The sequence below is a fragment of the Tardiphaga sp. 768_D3_N2_1 genome (genome assembly GCF_052076105.1).
In the GTDB taxonomy this organism is placed as follows: domain Bacteria; phylum Pseudomonadota; class Alphaproteobacteria; order Rhizobiales; family Xanthobacteraceae; genus Tardiphaga.
Map to the genome: position 1 here is coordinate 516,600 of NZ_CP197245.1, position 17,242 is coordinate 533,841.

A 17,242-nucleotide genomic window follows, 5' to 3' on the forward strand; every position below is an offset into this window, starting at 1 on the left:
GGGGCGCGGCCGGCACTTGCCGGACACGAACCTCAGGCAAACTAATTGGTGTGCCGGGGAATGACGCGCCTGGATCGGGATTCCCTGCCACGCCAATTGTCGTGGCAGAGGACGCGGCCGTTAACCTCTGCAGCGCCCACGGATTAACTGTGTTTCCACCTGTAAACGCGCATTAAGGAACGCTTAAGCGCCATCTCCGCATTCTCATCCCATTAGCGTGAGGGCGTATCATGTTTGAAAATTTCATCTGCGAGATCATCGGCCTGGCATTTCTCGGCCTCTGCATCGCCGTACTCGGCGCGCCGCAGCAGCGTCGGCCGGATGGATATGCGCGGGACGTGTAAGCAAAACGCGGATCAACACTGCGCCTGCTAAGATCGATCCGGTCGACGATACCAAGGAGTTCGTCGCCGGCCGCCAGGAATTCACCGCCAATATTGCATTGATCGTCCATCGCACTGCGCTGCCGGGTATTGTCGGTGCCCAGCCATCAATCGGTCGAAGCTCTTACCTACTCTCTAGCAGAGCAGATAATTGAGCTTTTCCAAACTACACACGCCTCGTCGGCTATCGGCGCACGCAAAGATAATATTCCAGCTAAATTTTCATCGAAGTAGTGCTACTTCTGATTGACTTCCGCCAAATTCGTGACCAAATTGGGATCGTTCCCGGATGGGAACTGGAAATGAACCCGAGAACGGTTCTGGATCGATTTTGCCGGATGGCAGCCAAGACAACTGCGCTAGCGGATAACCTCCGCCGGAGTTGTGCTTTGCAGGGATCGGACCTGAACGGTTCTCTCTTAAGGAGAGACCGATATGAATCCCGATAATCTCATCATTCGTTACGAGCAAGTACATGAGCAGGTTGAAGGACCTGTTCGGCGGATCGTAGGCTTCGTCAAAGCGAAGAATATGCTCACGCTATTCGACGCTGCTGACCTCGAAGCAAACCCTCGCTCTGCGAAAGCGGGCGCCGTTACTGAAGCGATCATCGAGAGCATCACCGAAACTCCCGACACTTTTCCCTTTAAGACCAAGGGCGTTCTCGTTGGCGCATCGGACTATGATGCCCTTGACCGACGTCGTTATGGGCTGCGCTTCGAGAACACTCATATTGAGGGCATTCTCGATGGCGGGCACAACATGCTTGCAATCGGAACTCACATTCTTTCGGTCGCCACCGGTGACGAAAAGCTCGCGAAGAAGCTCAAGCGCTGGCCGGACTTCAAAGAGGCTTGGGAAGAGCATCGTTCAGCCGTTAACGCCTTGCGCAAAAGCTCCTCTGACGATCACGACGTTGCTGGCCCACTTGAATTTCTCATCCCCATTGAGATCTTGGTACCGTCGGACGTCGAAAATGCAGACGTGGTACAACAATTCAACCGATCGCTGCTGGATATTTGCGCTGCGCGCAATAACAACGTCGAACTGCGACTGGAATCGAAGGCCAATCAGAAGGGCTACTACGAAGCGCTAAGCGAAGCACTTCCGCCCGAGATTGTTACAAGAGTGGAGTGGAAAACAAACGACGGCGGTGACATTAAGGTGCGAGACTTGGTCGCCCTTGCATGGATTCCGCTTTCTGTTCTTGACCTGCCAGACGACGATGAGGGCCGGCCAGTCGAAGCTCCGATCCCTCAGAATATTTATCGGAATAAGGGTGAATGCGTGAAGCTGTTCGACCGTTTGATGAGCAGCCCGCAAGTGTCGAAACCCACGAACGGTGAGTACACTCACGAACTTCACAGTGAGGCAGTCAGGAGCGCTCTCCGTCTCGCTGGCGAATTGCCGATGCTTTACGATCGAATTTATCGGGACTTCCCGTACGCTTATAACGACGGGGAGGGAAAGTTTGGGCGCCTGAAGATTGTGAAGATGGCGAAAGACATGCGAACCACTCCTGTGACACATTTTACCAATGTGGAAGTGGAGTACAGCTATCCTGACGGCCTGATCATGCCGCTCGTGTACGGGCTTAAGGCACTGATGAGAAAGGGACGCAACGGCCATATCAGCTGGAAGGAAGATCCAAACACCTTCCTCGACAAACACGGCATCGCAATCGTCAAGAAGTACCGCGTCATTCTGGATGCATTCAACTTCGACCCCCAGAAAATTGGTAAAAACGAGGGGTCCTACAACTTGGTTCTCGATGCCTTCGAAACCGAGCTATTGAAGTCGAAAAGCGCATAAGGCGCTTGCTGGGAATGCGAACAACGTCGTGCCCCTCGGGGGCACGACAAGTCTGTCGTACGTATTACAGGCTAGCGTGCAAACTGTTACTAGGTTCGATACAACCTGCCCGTTAGAGGAGCGCTCGCCGGACGTATTAGTTACGTCTAATGCCGCAAATGGCCAATACCAATAGAGCCAACCGAACTGCAGCTAGCAGGCAAGCCTCCTCCCCTTAAAACAAGCACTTTTTTACTTGCCTCCCCCACCTATCCCCCGCAAAACCCTTGGGAAAAGCGGGGTTCCGCGGTTGCGCGGCTGCCCTCGTCTCGCCATTGTCGGGCCCAATTGAGAGCCGCGACCTGCGAGTCTCCACCCGCGCGGCACATGCATTTATGCTATTGTTCGTGCTGGGGGATTCGCGATTCTCGGGGCTTTTTTGAGAAAGTGGCCTGTCGGCTAACCAGAGTACCGTATCCATGAAACTCACGCGCCTGCGCCTGCACGGATTCAAGTCGTTCGTCGAACCGACCGACTTCATGATCGAGCCCGGTCTGACCGGCGTCGTCGGCCCCAATGGCTGCGGCAAGTCCAATCTGGTGGAAGCACTGCGCTGGGCGATGGGCGAAACCTCGCACAAGTCGCTGCGCGCCGCCGACATGGACGCGGTGATCTTCGCCGGCTCCGGCAACCGCGCCTCGCGCAACCACGCCGAAGTGGTGATGACGATCGACAATTCCGATCGCACCGCGCCGGCCATGGTCAATGACGCCGAAATCCTCGAAATCTCCCGACGCATCGAGCGCGAGGCCGGGTCGCAATACCGCATCAACGGCCGCGACGTGCGCGCCCGCGACGTGCAGATTCTGTTTGCCGACGCCGCCACCGGCGCGCGCTCGCCCGCCCTCGTCCACCAGGGCAAGATCGGCGAAATCATCCAGGCCAAGCCCGAACAGCGCCGCCGCGTGCTGGAAGACGCCGCCGGCGTCGCCGGCCTGCATGCGCGGCGCCATGAGGCCGAGCTGCGCCTGAAAGCCGCCGAAACCAATTTGACCCGCGTCGAGGACGTGATCGGCCAGTTGTCGGGCCAGATGGAAGGCCTGAAGAAGCAGGCCCGCCAGGCGATCCGCTACCGCGAAGTCGCCGGTAAGGTGCGCAAGGCCGAGGCCATGCTGTTCCACCTGCGCTGGATCCAGGCGCATGCGGACAATGCCGACGCCGCCACGACCCATGACCGCAACACGCTCGAACTCGCCGAAGCGACCCGCATCCAGGGCGAAGCAGCACGCATCCAGGCGATCCGCGCCTCCGAACTGCCGGCCATGCGCGAGGCCGAAGCCGCCGCAGCCGCCGGTCTGCAGCGCCTGACCAATGCCCGCGACATGCTCGACCGCGAGGAAGAGCGCTCCAAGGAGCGCGCCGCCGAGCTCGACCGTCGCCTCACCCAGTTCGAGGCCGACGTCGCCCGCGAAATGAAGCAGGCGGAAGACGCCGACTTCGCGCTGCTGCGGCTCGACGAAGAAGACGCCATGATCAAGGAAGAGATCATGCAGCGTGTCGAACTGCGCGGCGGCGTCGATGAGCGCGTCTCCGAAGCCGAGCAGGTGCTGGCCGCGGCCGAGCGCACCTTCACCGAACTCACCACCGCCCACGCCGACATGACGGCGAAGCGCAACCAGCTGCAGTCGAATGTGCGCAGCCAGGCCGATCGCCTGACGCGCCTCTCCGAGGAAATCGCCCGCGTCGAGAGCGAGATCGATGCGCTGACGGCGCAGACCTCGGGCTTCGGCGACCTCGACGAACTCGCGATGCTCATGGAGACCGCGCAGGAAATCCTGCTGCAAGCGGAATACTCTGTCGCCGAGAACGAGGCCGCGCATATCGCAGCCCGCCAGACGCTGGAAGCCTCGCGCGCGCCACTGGTGGAAGCCGACAAGAAGGTGCAGCGCCTGGAGACCGAAGCGCGCACGATCTCGAAGATCCTCAACGGCGAGACCAAGAACCTCTGGCCGCCGATCATCGACGGTGTCACCGTCACCAAGGGCTATGAGAAGGCCTTCGGCGCCGTGCTCGGCGACGATCTCGACGCGCCGGTCGATCCCTCCGCGCCGATGCGCTGGACCGATGCTGGCGAACATGCCGACGATCCGGCCCTGCCTTCGGGCGTCGAGACGCTCGCAGCGCATGTGAATGCGCCGGTGGAGCTGCAGCGCCGCCTGAAGCAGATCGGCATTGTCAGCAAGGATCAGGGTGCGGCCCTCGTCTCGCAGCTCAAGACCGGCCAGCGCCTCGTCTCGCTGGAAGGCGACGTCTGGCGTTGGGACGGTTTCGTCGCCGGTGCGCATGCGCCGACCGGCGCGGCACGCCGTCTCGCCGAGCGCGCCCGCCTCACCGATATCGAGGCCGATCTCGAAAACGCCAAGCTCGATGCCATCGCCAAGCGCGAAGCACTGGAAGCGGCCGAGCAGGCATTGAAGTCCGCGGCCTCGGCCGAAGGCGCATCGCGCGAAGCACTGCGCAATGCCCGCCGCGAAGTGGACCAGGCCCGCGAGCGCCATGCCACTGCCGAGCGTGAGATCAACCGCCACGCGGCCCGCCGCGCGACGCTGACCGAAGCGCAGTCGCGCCTCGGCAACGACAAGATGGAAGCCGAAGCCGGGCTCGAAAGCGCACATATGGCGCTGGAGGAGCTGCCGGAGACGGCGGATGCGGAAGCCAGGCTCACGGACGTCCGCAACGAGATCGAAGGCCATCGCCGCGCCGCGGCGCAGGTCCGCGCCGAAGCGCAGGCGCTGGCCCGCGAGGCCGAACTCGCCGACCGGCGCGTGCAGGCGATCATCGCCGAGCGCACCGACTGGCAGAACCGCAAGACCTCAGCCAGCTCGCAGATCGAGACGGTGGCGGCGCGTCAGGCCGAGCTGGTGCGCGAGCGCGCCGAGCTGGAAGACGCCCCCGCGATCTACATGCAGAAACGGCGCGCGCTGATCTCCGAAGTCGAGAATGCCGAGCAGGCCCGCCAGCTCGCGGCCAATGCGCTGCAGTCGGCAGAGAACATGATGCGCGAGACCGACCGCGAGGCACGGACGTCCATTGAGTTCCTGTCGCAGGCGCGCGAAGCCTGCGCGCGATCGGAAGAGCGCATGGAAAGCGGCAAGCGCCGCCTCGAGGATATCGAACGCGAAATCCGCGACATGCTCGAAGTGGAGCCGGAAGGCGTCGCGGCGCTCGCGGAAGTCCGGCAGGACGATACGCTGCCGCCGCTGCACGAGATCGAGGCCGATCTGGAGAAACTGCGCCGCGACCGCGAACGCCTTGGCGCCGTCAACCTGCGCGCCGAGGAAGAGCTCAACGAGGTCGAGGGCACCCATAACGGCCTCGCCACCGAGCGCGACGACCTCGTGGAAGCCATCAAGAAGCTGCGCACCGGCATCCAGAGCCTGAACAAGGAAGCCCGTGAACGGCTGATGACTTCGTTCGACATCGTCAACGGCCACTTCAAGCGCATGTTCGTCGAACTGTTCGGCGGCGGCGAAGCCGAGCTGAAGCTGATCGAAAGCGACGATCCGCTCGAAGCCGGTCTCGAAATCGTCGCCAAGCCGCCCGGCAAGAAGCCGCAGACCCTGTCGCTGCTCTCGGGCGGTGAGCAGGCGCTGACCGCGCTGGCGCTGATCTTCGCGGTGTTCCTCACCAACCCGTCGCCGATCTGCGTGCTGGACGAAGTCGACGCGCCGCTCGACGACCACAACGTGGAGCGGTTCTGCAACCTGCTGCACGAAATGTGCGGCTCGACCGAAACGCGCTTCATCACCATCACGCATAACCCGATCACCATGGCCCGCATGCACCGCCTGTTCGGCGTCACCATGGCGGAACGCGGCGTATCGCAGCTGGTGTCGGTGGATCTGGAGAACGCAGTCAAGATCCTCGATCAGGAAGTGGCGTAAGCTGGTTCGTAATTAGAACGCTGACGACAATGGCTCCCTCCCCCAAGCAAAGCGCAGTGGGGAGGGTCGGCCGATAGGCCGGGGTGGGGTGCCTCAGCGAACACAACGCGTGCGGCAACACCCCACCCGTCTCGATGCTCGCTGAACGCTTGCATCGATCCACCCTCCCCAGTCGCTTCGCTCCGGGGAGGGACAAGAGGAGCGTCGCTGCTGAATGACCGCCCCCGACCTCCCCGCCGAGCTCAGCGCCGCCCTCAACACCCGCCTGCACGGCTTCTCGCGCAGCGACGCCGCGGAGCGCTCTGACAATATCTCCAAGACCTATCGTTCCGGTGGCGGCTCCACGACCATCCGCAACGAGAACGACGCACTGGCCTATGCGCTGGCCCGTATGCCGGCGACCTATGCAGCCGTCATTGCCAGCCTCAATGCCCTGCAGGAGATCCGGCCGGATTTCGCACCGGCGACGCTGCTCGATTGCGGCGCCGGGCCGGGCACGGCGACATGGGCCTGCGCGGAAGCATTCGCGTCGCTGCATGCATTCACACTGCTCGATGCCAATCCGGCGTTGCGTGCGCTCGCGCTCGGTCTGGCTCAGGACAGCTACCGCATCCCTGCAATGGACTACATGCTCGGCGATGCTGCGGCGAAGATTGCTGACGCGCCATCCGCCGATCTCGTGATCGCGAGCTACGTCATCAACGAACTCAATGACGCCGCGCGCACCAAACTCGTCGCGGCGATGTGGGCGAAGACGAACGATACGCTAGTCATCGTCGAACCCGGCACGCCCGCCGGATACCAACGCATTCTCGATGCGCGTGCGCAGCTCATCAATACCGGCGCGCATGTGATCGCGCCCTGCCCGCATGACGATGCGTGCCCGCTGGTGAAGCCGGACTGGTGCCACTTCAGCCAGCGGCTGCAGCGCTCCCGCGTGCATAAACAACTCAAATCCGCAGAACTTCCCTATGAGGACGAAAAATTTATCTATGTCGCGCTATCACGTGAATCTGTCGCGCAGCGGCCGTCGCGCGTGCTCGCACAACCGCTAACGACGAAGATCGCGATCACAGCCAAACTCTGCACGCATGAAGGCGTTATCGCGGCGAGCGCGCCGCGCCGCGATAAGGCGCTGTACGCGAAGTTCCGCAAGCTTGATTGGGGTGACGCGGTCTCGTAGCCCTCAGCCGTCATTGCGAGGAGCGAAGCGACGCGGCAATCCAGAAGCCGCGAGCGAAGACTGGATTGCTTCGTCGCAAGTGCTCCTCGCAATGACGTGGAGAGACTACGGGAATAATCAAACTCACCCGGCGTTTGTTCTCATGATGCGACTGCGTCGCCAATCATCAGGAGTAACGCTGCAATGATCAAATCATTCGCCGCTCTCGCGGCACTGACTCTCGTTCTCGCCTCAAGCGCTGCATCGGCGCAGATGCTGAAGACCGCCGACACAGCGAAGGGCAAGACCTTCGTCGATGCCAAGGGCATGACGCTCTATACTTTCGACAAGGACACCGGCGGCAAGTCGATGTGCAATGGTCCCTGCGCCGAAAACTGGCCGCCGCTGTTCGCGGTGGACGATGCCAAGCCGACTGCCGACATGACCATCGTCGTGCGCGACGACGGCAAGAAGATGTGGGCCTATAAAGGCAAGCCGCTCTACACGTTCAAGAAGGACACCGCCGCCGGCGACACCAATGGCGACGGCTTCCTGAACGGTGCCTGGCATATGGCAAAGCCGTAAGCGCCTCTGCGCTGGAACGACCCGCTAGTTGCGAGATTGCGGCTAGCTCACTGCAAGGCCCCTCACCCGACCGGCTTCGCTGCGCTTCGCCAGTCGACCTCTCCCCGCAAAGAGCGGGGCGAGGTTAAGGAAGGTGGCGCCGTGCTTACCTCTCCCCGCTCTGCGCGGGGAGAGGTCGACATGCGCGCGTAGCGCGGATGTCGGGTGAGGGGCATGGCAACCGCCCTCACCTATATTCGGTATTAGCGAATCTCGTTTTCCTGCGGATAGACCGCTCTCAGAACGAATGCCGGATGCGGCCCATCACCTGATGCGCGACGGCATCGTTGCTGCCGACGATCGCATCATAGTTGACCGACAGTACCGTGAGCGGTGCCAGTTTTCCCGAGACGCCCGCACCGATCACACCGCGATCGCGCAGCGCGCTACCGGTCGAGGTGATGAATGAGCCCGGCAGTGTCGTATCGGCGAAGCTCGCATTGATACCACGCACGCCGTCGCTGAATTCATGCAGCCAGGCGAGGCGCAATTCCGGCGTCAGCACGTTGCCATTCAGCGCGTAATCGTAAGCAAACCGCGCGCCGACGCTGGAGCGCAGCGATTCCGAACTGTCCGAACCGACCACGAGGGCCGCCGCACCGCCGCGTTCGGCGAAGCCGTCGGTCATCACCCGCGTGTATTGCAGACCGATCTCCGGTGTGACAACCCAGACGCCGACGCGCAGGTCCGTGCCGACCGTGCCGCGGATCGAATAGTGATCGCCGCTGAAGGTCGCGGTGTTCGTCGTGCCAAGCGCAACACGCGTGGTGTCGTAGTCGCTGAAACCGTACAGGCCCATGACAGTCGCGAACCAACCCGTCGCCTGATAGGTGCCATAGCCGCCGATGGTGCCGGTCGAAATCTTGGTGTGGCTGCCGACGTTGTCGATATCGCCGCGGGTCAGCGCGTAGCCGCCGAACACGCCGGCGACGAGGCTGTCGGTGATATGACGGTCGTAGCCCGCAAGCACGTTGACGGTGTTCGACTTGAAACCCGGCGCGTCAGTCCGTGCGCCTTCGCGGGCGAAGCTCGCACCCGACGTGATGAACAGGCCCTGTTCGGCAGCGACAGCTACCGGACGCAGACCGGGCAGAGCCTTGGTCACCGGCGCATAGGCCATCGCATCGGCTGCATTGGCGCCCCAGCCGGCATCGACCAGCGCTGAACTTGCGCTGCCGGGGAATCCCGTCACTGCGGCCAGCGCACGATTGGCACTGAAGTTCCTGTCGAACATGCCGCTGTCGAACATCGCCAGCGCATTGCCGACACCGGACATATCGGTGCCGAGACCGCCGAGGCGGTTCTGCGTCAGGTGCTGGCCGACCAGCGAGGTCGTCTGGAACGCGTCGTTCATCGTCATGCGGGCAAGGCCCTGATAGGCCGTGGGCGTAAGCTGCGACAGCGCCGCACCGACATCGGCCGCGCTCGCAACGCTGTCGAGCAGGTTGACGACCGAGCTGCTGGTGGCGGTGGCTGGCAGATTATCGAACAGCGAGGCGACGCCTAGCGAGCCTGCACTGGCAAAGGACGAGAACGAAGACGACGTTCCGGTGATCACCTCGAACGACGTATAGAGCGTGCCGCCGATATTCACGGTCTGACCAGCCTGCAGCGCGGCGCGCTTGGCATCGGTGAGGCCCGCTTTGTTGTAGTTCAGCGTATCCGTGCCGACGCCACCATCGACCAGACCGACGATGCGCGAGCCCTTCATGATGTTGACGGTGTCGTTGCCGCCTTCCATGTTCACGGCGCGGCCGTTATTGCCGATGATGGTGCCGTAATTGGTCAGCACGTCGGCGCCCTCGCCCATCTGGATGGCGGAGCCGTCGCCGCGGATGAAGCGGGCGGAACCGGTGCCGGTATAGGTCACGCCGTTGAGCGTGCCGACGGAATTGGGATCTGCCACGCCCGTATTCATCAACACGATCGCATTCGGATCCGGGATCGCGCCATTGCCGATGATGGTGCCGTAGTTGACGATCGTGTCGTTATTGATCGACGGGGTCGCCGTGCTCTTGTTTTCCAGGCGGATCGCGTAGCCGCTCTGGCCGATAATGGTGCCGCTCGCATAGTTGATGATCGTGGTCGCGGCGACGCCGCTACGATCCGCATTGGTGTCCTTGTTGACGACGATCGCGGTGTTCGCGCCACTAATGGTGCCGTAATTGGTGATCGTGCCGCCACCGATGGAAATGCCTTCGCTGGCATTGCCGCGCCCACCGCTATCGAAACCACCGGCACCGGTGCCTTCGATGATGCCGTAGTTGATAATGGTGCCGACATTGTCGATATCGACGCCGTCGCCGTCGCCGTTGATCTGCGCGACGCCGTCGGAATTGAAGATGTTGCCGACGCCTGCATAAGTGCCGGTGATGCGGCCGTAATTGGTGACGGTGCCGGCGCCGTCAGAGCCGACGCCGGAGCCGTTGCGGCCGAGAATCGTGCCGCCCGCAGCGTTATTGACCGTGATGTCATTGTCGGCGGTGATGCCGTGACGTGCGCCGGAAATCAGGCCGCCGGCCTGGTTGTTGACGATAACACCAAGATTGCCGCCGGCGTCGATACCGTCCGAAGTGCCGTTTGCACCGCCGGATGTGTTGGCACCGAAGCTGCGAACGATGCCGAAGTTATTGATGACGGCGTTGATACCCGGACGGATCGCGTCGTCCGTCAGGGATTCGATCACACCGGTCGCGCGGTTGATGATCGTCATCGACGCGGCGCCGGTCATGCCGCGGAAATCGAGGGCTTGGCCCAGACCCGCATAGCCGGTGCCGCCGGCCTGGATCAGACCGGCGTTGTCGATCACGATCGTGCCCGACGTCATCGCCAGATTGAAGCGAAACACATCGTTCTGGGTCGAGCGCACGATGGCGCCGACATTGTTGAGGAAGGTGAAGGTCCGGCCCGCCGTAGCACCGGTGGCATCGATGACGCGCCCCGTGCTGGTGTTTTCTATCACGCCGGAATTGGTGACGACGACGCCGGTCGATGCGCCGTTCCAGCCGATGGTCGCCGTGCCGCTGGTGGAGCGCAGTGTGCCGGTGGCGTCGACCGTTCCGGTCTGCGTGCCGCTAAGCGTCTTTGTCACTGTGTCCGTCGTGCCTGCAGGCACAGTGAAAGTCTGGGCCTCCGCCGCCATCGGCGCGAACAGCGCCGCCACAGCCACACCCATCGCAAGCCGGCTCGCGCCGTTACGCCATTCCCACATCACAGTTTAAGTCCCCAGCCTTCAAAAGTTAGGGTTTCATTAGGTTTGGCGGATGACGGCTGGATGACGAATAGCGCACAGGCGCTAACCCGCAGGCGATCTGCTCACGTCTCCTGTCGACTGATGCAACATCGCAACGGTGCAGACCGACGATATCTCCTTTCAGAGTTGTAGCAGAGGGGCACAAATGACAGGGCCAATGGAGGAGCGTCTTTGAACGTATTCCACGCCAGCTGCGACCAATCCGTGCCGCGACATGCCTGCGGCCCCTGCTCCGTGGCCGCATGATCGGCCAAGCTATGGGTTTGATGGTTTTTTTTGGGGTTCTCACATGTCGACCGGCTGGATCGTTCTTGGCGTCATCGTTGTCCTGATCTTCCTGGCATTTGCTGCCTATAACCGGCTGGTGGCGCTGAGCCAGCGGGTCAACCAGGCCTTTGCCGATATCGACGTGCAGCTCAAGCAGCGCCACGACCTGATCCCGAACCTGATCGAGACCGTGAAGGGCTATGCGGCGCATGAGCGCGACACCCTCGACGATGTCATCAAGGCGCGCAATTCGGCGATGAACGCACAGGGGCCCGGTCAGGTTGCCGCCGCGGAAAACCAGCTCTCCGGCGCTCTCGGCCGGCTGATCGCGCTGTCCGAGGCCTATCCGGACCTCAAGGCCAATACGAATTTCCAGCAGCTGCAGACCGAGCTCTCGGACATCGAAAACAAGATCGCCGCCTCGCGCCGCTTCTTCAACAATGCCGTGTCCGAATACAACACCGGCATCCAGCAGATGCCTGCGGCCTTGTTCGCCAGCACCTTCGGCTTCCATTCGAAGGAGTTCTTCGATCTCGGCGAGACCCGCAAGGAGGTCGAAGCCGTGCCGCAGGTCAAGTTCTGATCGCGGCCTGAACCGAGCAGCACATCATGGCCGCCTATGGTCTCTATACGCATATCGCCTCGAACAAGACGCGTTCGATGCTGCTGCTCGCAGGGCTGTTCCTGCTGATCTACGTCATGGTGTTCGCCGGCGCCCTGATCGGCGAGGTGGTGGTCAACGGCAACGGCTCGGTTGCGTATTACATCAATGCTGCGACGCGCGACCTGATCAAGGCGCTTCCGTTCGCCACCATCGGCGCAGTGCTGTGGATCATCATCGCCTATTTCGGTCATCAAAAGATGATCGACAGCATCACCGGCAGCGAAAGCGTGACGCGGCAGGAGCAGCCGCGGCTCTACAATCTCCTCGAGAATCTCTGCATCTCGCGTGGCATCCCGATGCCGAAGCTGAAGGTGATGGACTCTGATGCGCTGAACGCCTTCGCCACCGGCCTCAACCCGCGGCAATATGCGATCACGGTCACCACCGGCCTGATGCGCGGGTTGAACGACGACGAAATGGAAGCAGTGCTCGGCCACGAGCTGACGCATATCCGCAACGGCGACGTGCAGCTGATGGTGGTCGCCGTCATCATCGCCGGTGTGGTCGGCTTCGCGGCTGAGCTGTTCTTCCGGATATTCATCAATTCCGGTTTCCGCTTCGGCGGCCGCTCCTCGCGCTCGTCGTCGTCCTCGAGCGACAACAAAGGCTCCGGCGGCGGTGCTGTCGTCGTCATCATCATCGCCGTGGCGCTGATCGCGCTGGCCTGGGCATTGTCGCTGGTGGTGCGCTTTGCGCTGTCGCGCTCGCGCGAATTGCTGGCGGATGCAGGTTCGGTGGAGCTGACCAAGAACCCCGACGCGATGATTTCGGCGCTGCGCAAGATCGAGAACCACGGCGAACTGCCCGGCGCGACATCGGCCGTCATGGAGATGTGCATCGACAATCCCCGCGAGGGTTTCGCCGACCTGTTCGCGACACATCCTTCGGTGGATTCGCGGGTCGCTGCATTGGTGAAATTCGCCGGCGGACACGATCCCGGACGGCTGGCGCTGCCGTCCGATACGGACGCCGCAGAGACTTCAAACGGCACAGAGACGCCGCCACTGCCGCCGCGCTCCGGTCCATGGAGCGACAATGCTGCGCCTACGGGCGCGCAGGAGCCACTACCAGGCCCGCCGTTACAGGGACCTTGGGGCCGTCACGCCTGACGCTTGTCTTAGTTGGTGGATTTGCGCAGTTCGAGCGCTTCAGTCTTTTCCGGCTCCGGCGTCTTCGCAATTTCCTTGGCCGGCTCGGACTTGATCGATCCGACGGCTTCGATCTTGCTGCTCTCGACGCGCGGCGTCGAGACGCGGGTCACCGTGGTGTCCGCGCCAGCGGAGGCGTCGGCCGAACGGGTCGTCGAGGGCGCGCGCAGCGAACGCGGCGCGGACAGCGAGCGGGCCATCAACATCTGGCCGCGGCCGCCCTGGTGGCGGAAATCGCAATAAGCGAAGCCCATGCCGGAGACCGAGCCGCGGAAGCTGCGTTCGTCATTCTTGTTGAGATTGAAGCACGGCTCGAACGGGATGCCCTTGATCGAGGCGCAGATGGATTCACCGCGCACCTGAAGCGTGTTGCCGGGCAAACGCATGTTGCGCGCCGGACCCGAGCCCGAGAACTGCACCGCGCCTGCAGCCCCGCCATCATCAAACACGCGGCCTGCGCCGCGTGTGCCGTCGAAACAGGTGAAGGCAAAGACCTTGCCGGCGACGAACTTGCGGGCCTCTTCGGCCGTCATCGACCCGGCCAGCGCGGGGGTCGCCACCGTGGCGGCGATCACCGCTCCCAACACATAACGCGCAACCATAGGATACTCCGAACAACCGAGCGCGGATGATCACCAGAAGTGACCGCCAGATGTCTTTACCCGCTGCTTACCATACCAACCGTGGCAACAATGGAGCAGGTTGGTTGGTAAAGTCTGAACGTGGTTTAGCCGATTTTTACCACGATTCGCCCGCGGACCTGCCCGGCCAGAACCTTGGCACCGGCGTCGATCACCTGGTCCAGCGTGATTTCCTGAGTGATTTCAGCGAGTTTGGCATGATCCAGATCCGTCGCCAGCCGCGCCCAGGCCTGCTTGCGCAGCTCGATCGGGCACATGACAGAATCGATGCCGAGAAGACACACGCCGCGTAAAATGAAGGGTGCAACCGAGGATGGCAGGTCCATGCCGGCTGCGAGACCGCAGGCGGCGATGGCGCCGCGATACTTCGTCATCGACAGGAGATTCGCGAGGGTGGTCGAACCGACGCTGTCGATGCCGCCCGCCCAGCGTTCCTTGGCCAGCGGCTTGGCCGGGCCGGACAGCTCGTTGCGGTCGATGATCTCGCTGGCGCCAAGGCTCTTGAGATAGCCCTCCTCCGAGGTCCGGCCGGTCGAGGCGATGACCTGGTAACCGAGCTTCGACAGCACGGCGATCGCCACCGAACCGACGCCGCCGGCCGCACCGGTGACAACGATCGGGCCGTCCGCGGGCTTCAGCCCGTGATTCTCGAGCGCCAGCACGCTGAGCATTGCCGTGTAGCCGGCGGTGCCGACCGCCATGGCGTCACGCGTGGTCATGCCGTCCGGCAGCCGCACCAGCCAGTCGCCTTTCACGCGGGTCTTTTCGGCATAGGCGCCGAGATGGGTCTCGCCCATACCCCAGCCATTGCCGATCACCTTGTCGCCGGGCTTCCAGTTCGGATTGGAGGAGGCTTCCACCGTGCCGGCGAAATCGATGCCGGCAATCATCGGGAAGCGGCGCACCACTGGTGCCTTGCCGGTGACGGCGAGGCCGTCCTTGTAATTCACCGTGGACCACTCGACCCGCACGGTGACGTCGCCGTCCATGAGTTCGGTTTCATCGAACTGCGTCAGCGCAACCGTGGTGCCTTTGTCCGCCTTGTCGATGCGGACAGCCTTGAACGTTCCCAACACGAGTCTCCCGAATTTTGCTTGTGATTTCTGCTGTCGAATTATGCCGTGCCGTGGCGGGAAACGCCACCCGCTACGGCCACTCCAGAGCTTTGCAGCCCTGCCCAGCCGTAGCGGCATAACGCGCCAATTGTGGGATCAGGCAGCCAGTTTCCGGGTCGCGGCAATATTGGCGATGGTCGCGGCGCAGGCCGTCGCCGCCTCGGTGCCCTTCACGACGAAATGCTCGCGGAAGAAACGCAGATGTTCAGCATGTTCGTGGAAATGCTGCGGCGTCAGCACGGCCGAGATCACTGGCACATCGCTGTCGAGCTGCACGCGCATCAACCCGTTGATGACGGCCTCAGAGACGAATTCATGGCGATAGATGCCACCATCAACGATGAGGCCGGTGGCGACGATCGCCACATAGCGACCGGTGCGTGCCAGCAATTTGGCCTGCAGCGGGATTTCGAACGCGCCGGGCACATCGAAGAAATCGATCTGGCTGTCCGGCACGCCGCGCCGCGCGAGTTCGGCGACGAAGCCGACACGACATTGATCGACGATGTCCTTGTGCCAGCACGACTGGATGAAGGCGATTCGCCCGGTCGCTGGTGCGGAGTTGAGGGAAGAGGAGGCTTTGAAGTTAGTCACAGGCTGATTCATGGATGCTCTCGCGGTTTGAGACCAGAATCAGGACGTACGGTCACACGCCGGGCATCCGCTTGAGGCGGTGACCCTGCGCATACCCGTTCTCTTTCATCCGGACTATGACCGTCGGCTCCGGCATCGCACCGGATCTGCTGACCCTGACGGTTGGACCCGTCAGGCGCTCGCGGGCTTCTGCACTCTCGTACAGTTACCGCCGGTGGGGATTTTCACCCCGCCCTGAGAACGAAGGCCGCTCCGGATGGAGCGGCTAATATCAATTTTCATCGCTGGAGGTCAGCGAGTCAACGCCGGGGAATGCAGATCACGCCGGCTGCGCGACCGCCCGCTCGACCGGTTTCTCTACGATCGGCAGATTGATCAGCGCCGACAGCACGCCGAACAGCACCGACAGCCACCACACCGGCGTGTAGGAGCCGAACTTGTCGAACACGATGCCGCCCAGCCAGGCGCCCAAGAAGCCGCCGACCTGATGGCTGAAGAAAGCAAAGCCATACAGTGTTGCCAGCCAGCGGGTGCCGAACATCAGCGAGACGAGACTCGATGTCGGCGGCACGGTGGAGAGCCAGGCAAGACCGCTGATGGCACCGAAGACGAGCGCCGACGTCGTCGTCAGCGGCAGCATGATGAAGGCCACTGTCGCCAGCGCGCGGGTAAAATAGATGAATGAGAGAATATAGCGCTTCGGCAGCTTGCCCTGCACATAGCCAACTGTGAGCGAGCCGATGATGTTGAACAGGCCGATGATCGCGATCACCCAGCCGCCCGTCGCCGCCGGCAGGCCGCGATCCACAAGATAGGCCGGCAGATGCATGGTGATGAAAGCAAGCTGGAAGCCACAGGTGAAGAAGCCGAGCACCAGCAGCACATAGGAGCGATGGCCAAAGGCCTCCGTCAACGCGCTCTTGAACGACTGTTCCTGCACCGGTGATGCAGCGTTCGACGCCGCCGCCGGCGGCGTCGCCAGCACCATAGCCAGCGGGATGACGAGCAACATCAGCACCGCAAAGGTGGTGAGCGTCGCCTGCCAGCCGGTGTTATCGATCATCGCCACAGTGAAAGGCGCGAAAATGAACTGGCCGAACGACCCCGCGGCCGTGCCGGCGCCGAGCGCGATGCCGCGCCATTCCGGCGGCATCAGTTTGCCGAAGGCGGACAGCACCAGATTGAAGGAGCAACCCGACAGGCCAAAACCGATCAGCAGTCCAGCGCTGATATTCAGCTCGAGCGGGGTCGAGGAATAGCGCATCATCAGCAAACCAGCCGCATAGAGGAAGGCGCCCACGCAGATCACGCGCACGCTGCCGAACTTGTCGGCGACAGCACCAGCGAAAGGCTGGCCGATGCCCCAGAGCAGGTTTTGCACGGCGAAGGCGAGCGCGAAGACATCACGACCCCAGCCGAATTCCTGGCTGAAAGGCTGCATGAAGAAGCCGACGCTGGAACGCGGGCCGAAGGTCAGCATGCCAATCAGCGATCCGCAGATCACGATCACCAGCGGGGTACGCCAGCCCAAACCAGATACCGGGCGCGTTGCGCCGTCGATTGCCGCCATGTCGTTTCCCCGGATCGAACAGATGCAGAATTGGACCGGTGCTCAGGCCACAAGCGCGACACGTGCCGCCCGGACCGGCCCCAGGG

General features: G+C 62.4%; 11 protein-coding genes and 1 riboswitch. Of the genes, 6 read left to right on the plus strand and 5 right to left on the minus strand.

The window, feature by feature from the left end:
• Nucleotides 1–818: 818 nt before the first annotated feature.
• The 4 genes from AB8A27_RS02485 (at nt 819) to AB8A27_RS02500 (ending at nt 7,865) form a co-directional block, all read left to right on the plus strand.
• Nucleotides 819–2,195 (plus strand): hypothetical protein, encoded by a 1,377-nt coding sequence (locus AB8A27_RS02485; RefSeq protein ID WP_441240530.1) that lies wholly within the window; start codon nt 819–821, stop codon nt 2,193–2,195.
• 458 nt (nt 2,196–2,653) lie between these two features.
• Complete coding sequence (gene smc, locus AB8A27_RS02490) at nt 2,654–6,118, plus strand: chromosome segregation protein SMC (protein ID WP_441240531.1); 3,465 nt, start codon at nt 2,654–2,656, stop codon at nt 6,116–6,118.
• A 214-nt stretch (nt 6,119–6,332) separates the two neighbouring features.
• Nucleotides 6,333–7,301, plus strand: a complete 969-nt coding sequence (locus AB8A27_RS02495) for a small ribosomal subunit Rsm22 family protein (protein WP_441240532.1) — start codon at nt 6,333–6,335, stop codon at nt 7,299–7,301.
• A gap of 183 nt (nt 7,302–7,484) precedes the next feature.
• Entirely contained in the window at nt 7,485–7,865 is a 381-nt protein-coding gene (locus AB8A27_RS02500; RefSeq protein WP_441240533.1) for a COG4315 family predicted lipoprotein, read from the plus strand.
• A 277-nt stretch (nt 7,866–8,142) separates the two neighbouring features.
• Here the strand turns inward: AB8A27_RS02500 and AB8A27_RS02505 are convergent, their stop codons facing one another.
• A complete protein-coding gene (locus AB8A27_RS02505; RefSeq protein WP_441244809.1) occupies nt 8,143–11,115 on the minus strand; it encodes an autotransporter outer membrane beta-barrel domain-containing protein in 2,973 nt (990 codons plus the stop codon).
• Nucleotides 11,116–11,446: 331 nt separating this feature from the next.
• Between AB8A27_RS02505 and AB8A27_RS02510 the strand changes: the two genes are divergently transcribed.
• Nucleotides 11,447–12,007, plus strand: coding sequence for a LemA family protein (locus tag AB8A27_RS02510; RefSeq protein ID WP_441240534.1), 561 nt, complete (start codon nt 11,447–11,449; stop codon nt 12,005–12,007).
• Between the two features lie 26 nt (nt 12,008–12,033).
• Nucleotides 12,034–13,197, plus strand: a complete 1,164-nt coding sequence (locus AB8A27_RS02515) for a M48 family metallopeptidase (RefSeq protein ID WP_441240535.1) — start codon at nt 12,034–12,036, stop codon at nt 13,195–13,197.
• Between the two features lie 8 nt (nt 13,198–13,205).
• Here the strand turns inward: AB8A27_RS02515 and AB8A27_RS02520 are convergent, their stop codons facing one another.
• From AB8A27_RS02520 to AB8A27_RS02535, 4 genes are all read right to left on the minus strand, one after another.
• Nucleotides 13,206–13,838 carry a hypothetical protein gene (locus AB8A27_RS02520; protein WP_441240536.1) on the minus strand — a complete coding sequence of 211 codons (633 nt, stop codon included), beginning with the start codon at nt 13,836–13,838 and terminating at the stop codon, nt 13,206–13,208.
• 125 nt (nt 13,839–13,963) lie between these two features.
• Nucleotides 13,964–14,950: an acrylyl-CoA reductase (NADPH) gene (acuI, locus tag AB8A27_RS02525; protein WP_441240537.1), complete on the minus strand. Its 987-nt coding sequence runs from the start codon at nt 14,948–14,950 to the stop codon at nt 13,964–13,966.
• A 138-nt stretch (nt 14,951–15,088) separates the two neighbouring features.
• Entirely contained in the window at nt 15,089–15,598 is a 510-nt protein-coding gene (locus AB8A27_RS02530) for a 6,7-dimethyl-8-ribityllumazine synthase (RefSeq protein WP_441240538.1), read from the minus strand.
• Nucleotides 15,599–15,679: 81 nt separating this feature from the next.
• A riboswitch (FMN riboswitch) is annotated at nt 15,680–15,832 on the minus strand.
• Nucleotides 15,833–15,905: 73 nt separating this feature from the next.
• Complete coding sequence (locus AB8A27_RS02535; RefSeq protein WP_441240539.1) at nt 15,906–17,156, minus strand: MFS transporter; 1,251 nt, start codon at nt 17,154–17,156, stop codon at nt 15,906–15,908.
• Nucleotides 17,157–17,242 lie beyond the last annotated feature (86 nt).